Raw genomic sequence first — 12,119 nt, 5'->3', positions numbered from 1 at the left:
CCACCCCGTTTTACACTAAGCTGATACCTCGGCGGCGGAAACGCCGAACGACAAAACTTTTAACAATCTGAGGAGCAATTTCCCATGGCACGTGACATCCACGACATCGAACGCGACCTCGAGCGCACCCGCAACCAGCTCGCCAGCACCCTGGACGAGCTCGCGGACCGAACCAACCCGAAGACCCTGGCCGGCAACGCCAAGTCCGAGGCCGCCAACTGGCTGCAGGACGAGACGGTGCAGAAGGTCATCGGCGGCGTTGTTGCCGGTATCGCAGTCCTGATCAGCATCAAGGCCTACAACGGCCGCAAGCGCAAGAGCGAGCTCAAGGAACTGCAGAAGCTCCTGGCCAACCGCTAATCGACGCACCAAAGGTAACCCCCGCACATGTCCACCTCCATCTCTGGCAGCACCCCCGAACCGGGCCGCGGAAAGCACCGGCTCGAAGACCAGGACGACAGGCTTGACGGCCTGAGCGACGGCGAGGAAACACAACAGCGTCGCAAGTGGTGGCCGATCGTGGCCGTCATCGCGATCGCGCTGGTGCTGCTGCAGCTCGCGATCTTCGCGTTCCGCAACAACGACGACGAGCCCGCTGACACCGACGCCGCCAGTGAGGTGCCGGTGGGGGAGAGTGTGGCGCCGTCGGCAGGCGAGGCCCCTGAGGGCGCGACGGAGCAGGAGCCGGGCGAGGAGTCCCCTGTGCCGACGGAGGGCGGCTACGTCGACCCTGAGGGCGAGCAGGAGGTGCAGTACGAGGCTGCGCCGGGCCAGTTCGACGGCATCGAGGGGATGGCGTTGAACGTCGGCGGCGACATCGCCGCGGTGGACCCGGTGCAGCTGACGGAAGCTGGCGCGCTGATCCCGCCGGCGGACGTCTCGCGCCTGGGCTGGTACTCCGCCTCGGCCGTGCCGGGGGCAGAGGGTGCCGTGGGTTCGTCGGTGATCACCGGGCACATCAACTACCAGGGCCAGGGCACCGGGTACGCCGCCCGCTTCGCCAACATGGCGGTGGGCCAGGAGTTCGACGTGCTCATCGACGGCACGCCGCGCACCTTCCGCGTCACCCAGGCGCCGTACCGGCTGCCGAAGGGCTCGGACTTCCCGCCGGAGGTCAACGACGCCACCGGCCCGAACCGCCTGGTGCTGATCACCTGCGGCGGCCAGTTCGTCGGCGGGGCCCTGGGGTACGCCGACAACATCATCACCATCGCGGAGCCGGTCGCGCCGCCGGCACCGCCTGCGGTCTAGCCCGAGTTCTCATTCCTACCGCGCCGATGCGCTGCACGAAACGCAGTGTGTCGGCGCGGTTTTTGGGTTACCCTCAAACAAGACCAGAAAGGGCATACCAATGACGAATGAGCACGCGCAGACCGCGCACGATCCGGAACTCGAAGAAATGCGGCCCAGCAAGAAGCCGCTGTGGATCGCAGTGGCGCTGATTGCGGCGCTGGCGCTGGTGCTGACGTTCGCGGGGCCGTCGATACGCGCCGCGTTTTCGCCTGAGACCACAACCTCCGCCGACGGGGAGGCGGGCTACAACGATGTGGACGTCCACTTCCTCGGGATGATGGTGCCGCACCACGAGCAGGCCATTGACATGTCGGACGTCCTGCTGGCCTCGGATGTGGACGACGCTCAAGTTCGCGACCTCGCGCAGCGCATCAAGGACGGCCAGGAGCGCGAGAACGAGCAGATGCGAGCCTGGGCTGACGAGTGGGGCATCCAAGAGGATATGGAGCACCACTCCAAACACATCGCCAACGGCATGTTCCACCCGGAGCAGCTCGCAGAGTTCGAATCAAAAACCGGCGACGAGCTTCGCACTGCGTTTCTGGAGATGATGCACTTCCACCACGCCCACGTCATCGACATGACGCAGGACGAGATCGACCGGGGCGGCTACGGCCCGCTGCGCGAGATGGCGCAGCAGATGGTCGACGTCCAAACCGCCGAGATGGGGGAGATGGAAGACCTGCTCGGCTACACGCCGAACTAGCGTTAGACCAGTTCCGCGCCGGCGTCGATCATCTCCTGGAGGGCGTCGGCGCCGCGCTTGTCGTCGACAGGCGAGCACATTGCCCGCAGCACCCGGACCTTGAAGCCTTCCTTCAACGCGTCGAGGACCGTTGCGCGCACGCAGTGGTCGGTGGCGATGCCGCAGACATCCAGGTGGGAAACGCTCTGCGTGCGCAGCCAGTCCGCCAGCAACTCGTCGTTGTCGTTGACGCCCTCGAAGCCGGAGTAAGCGGCGGTGTAGTGGCCCTTCTTGAAGAACTGGTCGATCAGTTCGGTGTTCACCGGGCCGCGGATCTGCGCGCCGTAGGAGTCGGCCCGGCAGTGCGGCGGCCACGAATCCACGAAGTCGGGCGCGTCCGAGAAGTGCGCGCCCGGGTCGATGTGCCAGTCCTGGGTGGCAACAATGCAGTCGTAGTCATGGGTGCGGCTGTCCGCGGTGGAGATCAGTTCGGCGATTTTGGACGCCACCTCGTCGCCGCGGGCGGTGGCCAGCGCGCCGCCGGGGCAGAAGTCGTTCTGCACGTCCACGATCACTAATGCTGTCTTCATGGGTTTAAGCCTACTCTCAGGGGGCGGGCAGCGGGCGCAATGGCCAAATGCAGAACAAAACGAGGCCAGCAGGTAGAATTCCTGCTGGCCTCGCCTCACATTGTGCGCCATCAGGGAATCGAACCCCGAACCCACTGATTAAGAGTCAGTTGCTCTGCCAATTGAGCTAATGGCGCGTATTTTGTTTTTCTCTGTCGCTCTCGGCAACGAAAAGAAACTGTAGCACCCACTCTGCCTAGCGTGAAATCGGCTGGTCAGGGGCGAGAAATCGTCGATAGGCAATGTGCGTAAACACACGCGCGACAATAGTGGACTTTGGCTGGTGAGGGGATAGAGTATGGGGGATTGATAAACAGTAGTTGTGTGAGGGGTTTGCCGTGGTCCGTCGAGTGGTACGCGCCTGTGCGCTGGTGGCTGCAGCGGCGACGCTGGCGTCGTGCACCATCGGGGACGCAGGCAAGCTGGAGCCGGCCGCGCACACCTCCGACGCCTCGCTGGTGGAAAAGACCACCGAGAAGGCCTCGCCGCGCCCGCCGAAGGTCAGCGTGGCAAACGGGGAGACCGGTGTCGCGCCGTTGGACCCGATCACGGTGACCGCCGCCGCGGGGCTGTCCTCGGTGACCATGACCAACGAGGCCGGCAAGGAGATCGAGGGCGAGTTCGACGGCGACAAGTCTGAGTGGTCCGTCGCCGAGCCGCTCGGCTACGGCCGCACCTACACCGTGGAGGCGCGCGACAAAGAAGGCCAGAAGGTGGTGTCCTCGTTTACCACGCTGACCCCGGACGCGACGGTCAACGCCTACGTCGGCCCCTTGGACGGCGCGACCGTCGGCGTGGCGCAGGCCGTGACCATCCGCTTCGACAGCCCCGTCCAGGACACCAAGGCGATGGAGGAGCACATCGATGTGGAGACCTCCAACGACACCGAAGGCGCGTTCTTCTGGCTGGACCCGTACGAGGTGCGCTGGCGCCCGAAAGACTACTGGGAGCCCGGCACCGAAGTCAGCGTGAAGGTGGACATCTACGGCCAGAAGCTGAGCAAGGGCGTCTACGGCGGCGAGGACAGCGAGACCAACTTCACCATCGGCGACAACGTGGAGGCCGTGGTGGACAACGCCGACAAGATGATGCGCGTCTACTCGGGCGGCGAGCTGGTCAAGGAGTTCCCGATCTCCCTGGGCACCGACAACGTCCACGACACCCCGAACGGTGTTTATGTGGTCGGCGACGAGCACGAGAAGCTGACCATGGACTCGCGCACCTACGGTCTCGCGCTGGACGCCGGCGGCTACGTCACGCCGGTGGACTACGCCACGCAGCTGTCCTACTCCGGCATCTACGTGCACTCCGCCCCGTGGGCGCTTGGCGCGCTGGGTAGCTACAACCAGTCCCACGGCTGCATCAACGCCTCCTACGACAACGCGCAGTGGTTCCAGAACTTTGTCAAGCGCGGCGACCCGGTGGTGGTGAAGAACACCGCTGGCGGCACGCTCACGCCTTACGACGGCCTGGGGTACTGGAACCTTGATTGGGAGCAGCGTTCCGGCGGTTCAGGTGAGCCGCTGTACGAGTAGGGGTGTGCTGGTTTTGGAATGTGGCAAATATTTGCCACATTGCTAAAACGGCATACCCGTGGCCGAACGGGAGGGGCCAGCCGGGGACAAACCAGGCGCCAACAACTAAGGCCTGGCCCGCGAGTTTCTGCGGGCCAGGCCTTGAACTTTGGGGTGGCTGACGGGACTCGAACCCGCGACACCCAGGATCACAACCTGGTGCTCTACCAGCTGAACTACAGCCACCATCGCTGTTTTTGCAGCGGGATCTACCTTAGCCCCTCACCGTGTTTTCACAAAAACGGCTGGTAGGCGTCGGTTGCGCCTGCGGAAGCCTCCACGGCGGCCTCCGTGTCGGGCCCGGGGGAGGGCACGAACACGGAGCGTCGATAGTAATCAAGCTCGCGGATGGACTCCACAATGTCCGCCAGCGCGCGGTGCGCCATGCCCTTTTGCGGCTGGTTGAAGTACGCCTTGGGGAACCAGCGGCGGGAGAGCTCCTTGACCGTGGAGACGTCGATCATGCGGTAGTGCAGTGCCGCATCGAGGCGCGGCATCTGCGCTCTGATAAACGTGCGGTCCGTGGCGATCGAGTTGCCCGCAAGGGGAGCGGGATGCGCAGGATCGCAATGCTTCTCGACGAGCCCGAGCACCGCATCCTCCGCCTCCGCGAGCGATACCGTGGACGCCTTGATGTCATCGAGCAGCCCGTTGTCGGAGTGCATCTGGGTGACAAAGTCGTCCATTTCGGCGAGCTCGGCGTCGGTGGCGTGCACGACCAGGTCCACGCCCTCGTCGATAATGTTCAGCTCCGCGTCCGTGACCAGGGCGGCGACCTCCACGATGACGTGGCGGGAAGGGTCCAGGCCCGTCATCTCCAGGTCCACCCAGACGATGCGGTTGTCCTTGGCAGCGATGTCCATCTATTCCTCTCCCATCTGTGCGTAGAACTTGCCCATGATCGGCGGCAGCCACCCGCGCGGGGCGTAGTTGGACACCACGTCCATGGCCTTCGAAAGCGGGCCGGGCACGATGCGGCGGCGGTTCTTGCGCATCGCGTTGATGGTGTCGGCGGCGCAGGACTCGTAGGTGGTCCACAGGAAATCCGGCACGACCTTGTCCACGATCGACTGCTCTTCCTCCGGGATGTACGCTTCGCGCACCGGGCCCGGCGCGAGCAGTGTCACGTGCACACCAGAGTCCTTGAGCTCGTAGTGCAGCGCCTCGGTGAACTGATTCACGCCTGCCTTGGTGAACACGTAGGTGGCGTTGTTCGGGATGGGTAGGTTGCCGGCCGCGGAGCCGACGTTGCACAGCGCGCCCTCGCCGCGCGGCACCATCTGGTCCAGCACCGCCTTGGTAATGCGGAACACCGCCGTGGCGTTCAGGTTGAACTGGTTCGTCTCGTACTCCCAGTCCTGGGCCATGAACGGCCCGAAGCTGGCGATGCCCGCCGAGTTCACGCAGATCGAAACCGTGCGGTCGTTGATGTGTTTGATCAGGGCGTCCACGTCGCGGGCCTTGGACAGGTCTGCCGCGAAGATTTCGACGTTGATGCCGTGGGCGAGCGAGAGCTCGTCGCCAAGCTTTTGCAAAACATCTTCGCGCCTTGCGACAAGGATGAGGTTGTGGCCTTCAGCGGCGAGCTGGCGCGCGATGGCCTCGCCGATGCCTTGGCTCGCGCCGGTGATCAGCGCGAACGCGCCGGGTGCTGGTGCGGGAAAACTCATGGGGACGAATCTACCCGCCAGCGATCTCGCGCAACGCGGCCGTGTGGTTTTCAAAGGCCTCCGCGCCCGTTGCGGTGAGCGTCACCCACACCGTGTCCTTCGCGCGAGTGGAGCCGTACTCGCGGAAGCGCGTGACGTAGCCATGCTCCTCCAGCGTGGCCAGCTGCTTCGACAGCGCGGAATCCGACAGGTCGGTTTTGTCTCGCAGCGAGCTGAAGCGCATCTCGTGCCGGGACGTTTGCTTCTCGACGGCTCCCGCGCTGTACAGCGCCGCACAAATCTTCAGCCGCGCCAGGGGGTGAATGACGGGGTCGATGGCCGGGGCGTTCATCGGTTCCTGCTTTCGTGGATCATGACGGCCGTGAATATGACCGCCGTGATTACGCCGGCGATGACCCCGCCGACCACGCTGCCCTCGGGGACCAACCAGGTCAGCGGAAAGACGAGCATTGGAGCAAGTGCGGCGGCCCAGTTTGTCTTCGGGTCTTCCTGGATCGGCTGCTTCATGCTCGGGCGCACGTTGCGGTTGTTGTCCCAGATCGCGAGCGCGATGCAGGCGATGACGATGAGCAGGAACAGCACCCACCAGTACTTCCAGCCGATGATCGTGCCGGCGATCGTGATGCCGAAACTCGTGCCGAGGATGGCGTAAGCCCACGGCGGTGTGTGTTTGCGTTGTGTTCCGCGCTCGATCCCGTCGATCTGCTCGAGGGCGGCGCGGGCTTCTTCGCGGGAGATCTGGTCTTGCGGCGGCTTGTTGCTTTCCATGTCTGCAAGTGTGTCACTTTCCGGGGTGGAAAGCAAGGGTTTTCGGAGGGGATATATGCGCGTTTGGTGGCCTCGGTGAAAACCTGAACTCAGGGGGCGTTTGACGGGGTGGTGGCGTGAAAAACGGGCGGCCGAAGCCGCCCGAGTTCAGGTTTTGTACGACGCGTTAGATTTCGTGCATCTCCTGGTCCTTGGTCTCAGGTGCGGTGAGGATGGCCACCAACGAGATCGCGGTGACGACCACCAGGTAGTAGCCCACCGCCTTCGGGCCGTAGTTGGAGCTCAGCGCTGTGGCGATGAACGGGGCGATGGCCGCACCGAGGATGGAGGATACGTTGTAGGCGATGCCCGAGCCGGTGTAGCGCACGTTGGAGGGGAACAGCTCCGGCAGGATTGCGGACATCGGGCCGAAGATGAAGCCCATCAGGATCATGCCGATGAACAGGAAGATGCCCAGGGAGACCATCGTGAACGTCTCCGGGTTGAGCAGCCACTTGAAGCACAGGCCGTAGACGATGATGGCCACGGACGTCAGACCCAGCGTCGGGCGTCGTCCGTACGTGTCGGCCAGGTGCGCCGCGACCGGGATGCCCAGCATGAAGCCGAAGATGCACACCAGCTGCAGCTTCAAAAACGTCGGGTAGGCGATGCCTAGGCCCACGCCCTCCTCGGCGGAGCCGATGCCGTAGGAGAGGAACCAGGTGGTCACGATGTAGAACAGCGTGTAGCAGCCGACCATGATGAACGTGCCCTGGATCAGCGGCTTCCACGCGGTCTTGAACACCTCGGCCAGCGGGGAGGCGGCCTTCTGGTCGTTTTGCTCCACCTGCTGGAACACCGGGGTCTCCTCAACCTGCAGGCGCACCCACAGGCCGATGATGACCATCACGATGGACAGCAGGAACGGCACGCGCCAGCCCCAGGCCATGAACGCGCCCTCGAAGTCGCCGGACGTGTGGCCCAGCACCGTCACCAAGATCAGGAACAGGCCGTTGGCCAGCAGGAACCCGAATGGCGCGCCGAGTTGGGGCCACATGCCGGCCCATGCGCGGCGTCCCTTAGCTGCTGTCTCTGTGGACAGCAGGGCCGCGCCGGACCACTCGCCGCCGAGGCCCAGGCCTTGACAGAAGCGCATCAGGGCAAGCAGCGCCGGCGCCCAGATGCCGGCCTGTGCGTAGGTGGGCAACAGGCCGATGACGAAGGTGGCGATGCCCATGGTCAGCAGCGCGCCCACCAGGGTGGCCTTGCGGCCGATTTTGTCGCCGAAGTGGCCGAACAGCACCGAGCCGAGCGGGCGGGCGATAAACGCCAGGCCGAAGGTGGCGAACGAGGACAGCAGCGCAACCGTGCTGGACTCCGACTTGGGGAAGAACAGGAACGGAAACACCGCCACGGCGGCGGTGGCGTACGCGTAGAAGTCGTAGAACTCGATCGTCGTGCCGATGGTGGAGGCGAGTCGGACGCGGCGGCGCTCCTCCGGGGTGGTCTCCCTAATCTGCGCGGCGGGTGCCGCCGGTTGGGGAGTGGGGTGGTGTTCGACGCTGGTTGTCATCGCCCGTCCTTTCATTCCACTGTGTGGGAACTGAATATCAGTGTGCGGACGAATGTACCACATGGTGGGACGGCTATTCCAAAACGGTGCGGCGCTCTGGGCGGGTTGTGCACGAATCGACAATTCCGCCAATTTTCGGTTTGCAAACCCCCAGGTCAGGATTTGGCGCGGACGATTCGTACAAAAACCGGCCGCCGCTACAAACGCGGGGCCGGTTTTCGCTGGACGTGCCTAGTCGCGGCCGTCCGCTTCAAAGTCGTTGTCCTCGCCGGTCTCCTGCACGGACGTGTCGGCGTCCGGGTCGGACAGGTTCTCAATGCTGTCTTCGTTGACTGGGGAGTTCTTCGGGTCAGTCATGGTTTAGGGTCTCCTTGGGGTAGGGGAAATCTGCCCCGCCGACTGTATGCGCAAACCCGGACACCACGCCGAAAACCCCTCTGGCCAGGCAAAAAGCGTCCAAACGGGCCACTTGGAAATGGCGCCATTGTGCCGAACCCGTCGAAGTAGCCGATGTGCATTCTTCCCTTAAAATGCACGAAAGCTCGCGCTTTCGCACGAGCCTCGGAAGTGGAGCACCGCAGTGCGTCCGAAGCTCACAGTAGCGTGCGTCATGGCTGTTGTGCGACCTCAGCGGGGAAAGCTGGGCTACGATGCAACTCGAGCACACCGTCACGGAATCGTTGTGAACGCAAACGTTTGAGTAAGGATGTTCATAATGTCCCAGCGAGAAAAGTGGCACAAAGTCGAGGAGGGCAAGCTCATAGCAGGGGTCTGTGCTGGAGTAGCCGAAACATACGGAACCTCCGCCGACACGGTCAGGACCATTTACGTGATTGCCTGTCTCTGCGGGCTACCCATGGTTTTCGTCTACTTATTGCAGTGGGCTATCTACCCACGATATTGAGCGCCCCGTCGGTCGCACGCTAGGTGAATCTGCGCGGTTCGTTGGTCATTCTGCCCAGTGGTAACCCGCTCAGTAAAGTGCCTGCTCAGGGCGGAAATTTGCGCCCCCAGCAGGATTCGAACCCGCGACCAGCCGGGTAGAAACCGGATGCTCTAATCCACTGAGCTATGGGGGCAACACCGGCTGATTGTAGTTATGGCTCTGCGCAGCGCGAAAGTAGGGTATGCGGCATGACTGCACCCGCCCGCACTCGCACTGTCGCCCCCGCTTGGCCGCTGTATTTGGCCGCGTTCGCCATCGCGGCTGTTGTCGCCGGCGCGGTGGGGGAGGCGTTCTCGGGCGGCTCGCTCGCGGAACTGGGCATCCCGGATCCGGGCGCGGCCACCACGGTCGGGCTGCCGGCGCTGCGTGGCGTCGCGTGGCTGCTCATGGCGCTGGCCACGGGCTCGTTTTTGCTCTCTGCCTTCCTCATCCCGCCGAAGCAGACCCAAGAAGACCTCAACGGCGCCCGCCTGACCGTCGACGGCCACCTCGCCTCGCGGACCGGCGCCCACGCCAGCGCGGGCATCGCGCTGATCGGGCTCGCCATGATCCCGCTGGTGCTTTCGGACGTCTCCGGCCAGCCGCTGAAAACCGTCCTCTTCGAGGCAGCCGCGTGGTCGCAGGCGCTGGACCAGGTGGCGGACGCGCGCGTGTGGCTCATCGTCGCAGTCTTCGCCGCCATCGTCGCGGTGGGTGCATACACCGCGACCAGCTGGTGGTCCCAGGTCTGGCTGTTCGTCGGCGCGATCGTGGTGGTCATGCCGATCGCGCTGACGGGCCACTCGGCCACCGGCGGCGCGCACGACTTCGGCACCAACTCGCTGATCTGGCACCTGGTAGCCATGCTGCTCTGGGTCGGCGGGCTGATGGCGCTTGTCGCACATGCTTTACGACGAGGCCCCGGCCTCACCGCCGCCACCCAGCGTTACTCCCGCATCGCGCTGTTTTCCATCCTGGCCATGGCTATCTCCGGTGTGGTCAACGCGCTGGTGCGGGTGCGCCTGGAGGACCTGACGCAGTACAGCTACGGCTGGGTGCTGATCATCAAGACTCTCGGCATTGTCGTCCTCGGCATGATCGGCTACGTGCACCGCGAGCGCACCATCCCACAGCTTGAAACCCAGTCCAGGGCGTTCACCCGCCTTGCCGCGGGCGAGGTGCTCGTCATGGCGGCGATCTCCGGCCTGGCCGTCACGCTCGGCCGCACCCCGCCCCCGCCGCCGCTGGACCCGAATCTGACCCGCATGCAGATTCAGATGGGCTACAACCTCACCGAGCCGCTGACCTGGACCAACTGGATCACCACCTGGCGCCCGGAGCTGCTGTTCAGCGTCATTGCGATCCTGCTTGCGGCGTACTACCTGCACCTTCTCCGCCGGGTGGACGGCTGGCCGGTTGCGCGCACGCTGTGGTGGCTGGCCGGCTGCGCGATGGTCGTCGTCACGCTGAGCTCCGGCATGGGCATGCACATGCCCGCCTCCTACTCCGCGCACATGACGGTGCACATGATCCTGTCCATGGGCGTGCCGGTGTTCCTGGTGCTCGGTGCGCCGCTGACGCTCGTGCGCGAGGCGTACCCGGCCGGCGAGTTCAACCCGCGCCTGTGGGCGGAAAGCTTCCAGCGCTCCAAGTTCCTGCGCGCGGTGACGTTCTCACCGGTGTCCACCATCCAGTTTTTGGTGGTCTTCTACGCCATGTACGTCATCCAGCCGTTCTACGAACTCATGATCTCCGAGCACGCCGGCCACGTCATCATGAACGCCGCGTTCCTTATCTCCGGCTACCTCTACTTCTGGGAGCTCATCGGCCCCGACGAGATCGAGGGCCGCCCCACCGCGAAGGTGCGCCTGTTGTGGCTGTGGGTGTCCATGCCGTTCCACCTGTTCATGGGCGTGTACCTCATGCAGCTCGGTTCCGTGATGGGCGAGGAGTTCTACCGCTCGCTGGAGCTGCCGTGGAACCCGGACCTGCTCGCCGTGCAGAAGGACGGCGGCGGCATCGCGTGGGCGTCCGGCTCTTTCCCGCTGGTGATCGTCTTCGGCGAGCTGTTCATGCGTTGGTGGCGCGAGGATAAGGCCGAAACGGCCGAGTCGGACCGCCGCGCGGAGGAGACCGACGACGAGGAATGGCGCCGCTACAACGAGATGCTTTCGCAAATTCATGACCGCTAGCTGCGGATTGTGAATTTCTCAGGTTAAGTTATCCACAATTTGGCCGACCCCTTTTTCTGCCTTGCGTTTCGTGCGACTCTGCTCGCGCAGGGGGCAATTGCTTATCGACGAGCTCCCCGCCCCCGCAACCGCACACCATCCGCACATGCAGAAAGGGGCCTTGAAATGGCCAACATTGACTACACGCTGCTCGGCAACCTGATCGCCGAGCCGTACTTCAAAACCTTCAACTCGGGCAACGCCGTGCTGCGCTTCCGCGTGGCCACCTCGGACGTGAGGAAAGAAAAGAACGACAACGGCGACGACGTCTGGCAGGACTACAACCAGTTCTACGTCGACGTCGAGTGCTGGGGCCAGCTCGCGGTCAACGCTGGCGCGTCGCTGCGCAAGGGCTTCCCGGTGATTGTCATCGGCAAGCTGGTCCACGAGTACTGGGAGGGCAAGGACGACAAGGGCGAGGTGGCCCTGCGCTCCAAGACCACGCTCAAGGCGCGCCACGTCGCGTTCGACCTCGCGCGCTACCAGGTCAACTCGGTGCGCACGTCCGCTTCCGGTAACACGCTCGAAGGCCACGACATGCCCAAGCCGATGGACGCCAAGGCGCTGAACCGGAAGCTCAACGGCGAGGAGGCAGACGACTCCGAACCCAAGGGCGGCTGGGGCAGCTTCGCGGACAGGCCGGAGGTGGAGGAGCGCCGCGTCAGCGCCGAGGACGTCGACGGGGTCACCCGCACCGACGCCGACACCGACACCGACACAGACAGAGCAGGGGAGGAGCTCGCCGCCACCGGCGGCGCCCCGTTCTAGTTTTTCGCCGCCTTCGCCCCGCCG

At 64.4% G+C, this 12,119-nt stretch carries 14 protein-coding genes and 3 tRNA genes; 7 read left to right on the top strand and 10 right to left on the bottom strand.

Going from position 1 to position 12,119, the window contains the following annotated elements:
• Window positions 1-84: 84 nt before the first annotated feature.
• From ACX1NL_RS09385 to ACX1NL_RS09375, 3 genes are all read left to right on the top strand, one after another.
• Window positions 85-360 carry a DUF3618 domain-containing protein gene (locus tag ACX1NL_RS09385; protein ID WP_181888980.1) on the top strand — a complete coding sequence of 92 codons (276 nt, stop codon included), beginning with the start codon at window positions 85-87 and terminating at the stop codon, window positions 358-360.
• A gap of 27 nt (window positions 361-387) precedes the next feature.
• Entirely contained in the window at window positions 388-1,251 is an 864-nt protein-coding gene (locus ACX1NL_RS09380; RefSeq protein WP_458897999.1) for a class F sortase, read from the top strand.
• Window positions 1,252-1,351: 100 nt separating this feature from the next.
• On the top strand, window positions 1,352-1,999 hold the full coding sequence (locus tag ACX1NL_RS09375; protein ID WP_458897998.1) for a DUF305 domain-containing protein: 648 nt from the start codon (window positions 1,352-1,354) through the stop codon (window positions 1,997-1,999).
• Window positions 2,000-2,001: 2 nt separating this feature from the next.
• Here the strand turns inward: ACX1NL_RS09375 and ACX1NL_RS09370 are convergent, their stop codons facing one another.
• Window positions 2,002-2,568 carry an isochorismatase family protein gene (locus ACX1NL_RS09370; RefSeq protein ID WP_269511299.1) on the bottom strand — a complete coding sequence of 189 codons (567 nt, stop codon included), beginning with the start codon at window positions 2,566-2,568 and terminating at the stop codon, window positions 2,002-2,004.
• Window positions 2,569-2,671: 103 nt separating this feature from the next.
• Window positions 2,672-2,744 (bottom strand) — tRNA-Lys (locus ACX1NL_RS09365).
• Between the two features lie 201 nt (window positions 2,745-2,945).
• Between ACX1NL_RS09365 and ACX1NL_RS09360 the strand changes: the two genes are divergently transcribed.
• The gene (locus ACX1NL_RS09360) at window positions 2,946-4,142 is read left to right on the top strand and encodes a L,D-transpeptidase (RefSeq protein ID WP_458897997.1); all 1,197 of its coding nucleotides are present in this window, start codon (window positions 2,946-2,948) and stop codon (window positions 4,140-4,142) included.
• Between the two features lie 149 nt (window positions 4,143-4,291).
• On the opposite strand, the gene ACX1NL_RS09355 is transcribed toward ACX1NL_RS09360, so the two are convergent.
• The 7 genes from ACX1NL_RS09355 to ACX1NL_RS09325 form a co-directional block, all read right to left on the bottom strand.
• Window positions 4,292-4,367 (bottom strand) — tRNA-His (locus ACX1NL_RS09355).
• Between the two features lie 47 nt (window positions 4,368-4,414).
• Window positions 4,415-5,044 (bottom strand): oligoribonuclease, encoded by a 630-nt coding sequence (gene orn, locus ACX1NL_RS09350; protein ID WP_239356637.1) that lies wholly within the window; start codon window positions 5,042-5,044, stop codon window positions 4,415-4,417.
• A complete protein-coding gene (gene cmrA / locus ACX1NL_RS09345; RefSeq protein ID WP_269511269.1) occupies window positions 5,045-5,851 on the bottom strand; it encodes a mycolate reductase in 807 nt (268 codons plus the stop codon).
• Between the two features lie 10 nt (window positions 5,852-5,861).
• Window positions 5,862-6,182 carry a transcriptional regulator gene (locus ACX1NL_RS09340; RefSeq protein WP_458897996.1) on the bottom strand — a complete coding sequence of 107 codons (321 nt, stop codon included), beginning with the start codon at window positions 6,180-6,182 and terminating at the stop codon, window positions 5,862-5,864.
• The gene (locus tag ACX1NL_RS09335; RefSeq protein WP_458897995.1) at window positions 6,179-6,619 is read right to left on the bottom strand and encodes a hypothetical protein; all 441 of its coding nucleotides are present in this window, start codon (window positions 6,617-6,619) and stop codon (window positions 6,179-6,181) included. Before ACX1NL_RS09335 ends, ACX1NL_RS09340 begins: the two co-directional genes overlap by 4 nt.
• A 166-nt stretch (window positions 6,620-6,785) precedes the next feature.
• A complete protein-coding gene (locus ACX1NL_RS09330) occupies window positions 6,786-8,171 on the bottom strand; it encodes an MFS transporter (RefSeq protein ID WP_269952800.1) in 1,386 nt (461 codons plus the stop codon).
• A 231-nt stretch (window positions 8,172-8,402) separates the two neighbouring features.
• A complete protein-coding gene (locus ACX1NL_RS09325) occupies window positions 8,403-8,528 on the bottom strand; it encodes a hypothetical protein (protein ID WP_267465814.1) in 126 nt (41 codons plus the stop codon).
• A gap of 349 nt (window positions 8,529-8,877) precedes the next feature.
• On the opposite strand from ACX1NL_RS09325, the gene ACX1NL_RS09320 reads away from it, so the two are divergent.
• Window positions 8,878-9,075 carry a PspC domain-containing protein gene (locus tag ACX1NL_RS09320; protein ID WP_458897994.1) on the top strand — a complete coding sequence of 66 codons (198 nt, stop codon included), beginning with the start codon at window positions 8,878-8,880 and terminating at the stop codon, window positions 9,073-9,075.
• A gap of 101 nt (window positions 9,076-9,176) precedes the next feature.
• On the opposite strand, the gene ACX1NL_RS09315 is transcribed toward ACX1NL_RS09320, so the two are convergent.
• Window positions 9,177-9,250, bottom strand: a tRNA-Arg gene (locus ACX1NL_RS09315).
• Between the two features lie 55 nt (window positions 9,251-9,305).
• Between ACX1NL_RS09315 and ACX1NL_RS09310 the strand changes: the two genes are divergently transcribed.
• Both ACX1NL_RS09310 and ACX1NL_RS09305 read left to right on the top strand, forming a co-directional pair.
• On the top strand, window positions 9,306-11,288 hold the full coding sequence (locus tag ACX1NL_RS09310; RefSeq protein WP_458897993.1) for a bifunctional copper resistance protein CopD/cytochrome c oxidase assembly protein: 1,983 nt from the start codon (window positions 9,306-9,308) through the stop codon (window positions 11,286-11,288).
• Window positions 11,289-11,453: 165 nt separating this feature from the next.
• Complete coding sequence (locus ACX1NL_RS09305; RefSeq protein WP_458897992.1) at window positions 11,454-12,095, top strand: single-stranded DNA-binding protein; 642 nt, start codon at window positions 11,454-11,456, stop codon at window positions 12,093-12,095.
• Window positions 12,096-12,119 lie beyond the last annotated feature (24 nt).

The sequence above is a fragment of the Corynebacterium sp. CQ3829_602738 genome (assembly GCF_054478435.1).
Note: the sequence above shows the minus strand (reverse complement) of the source record. Positions and strands in the feature narration are given on the sequence as shown.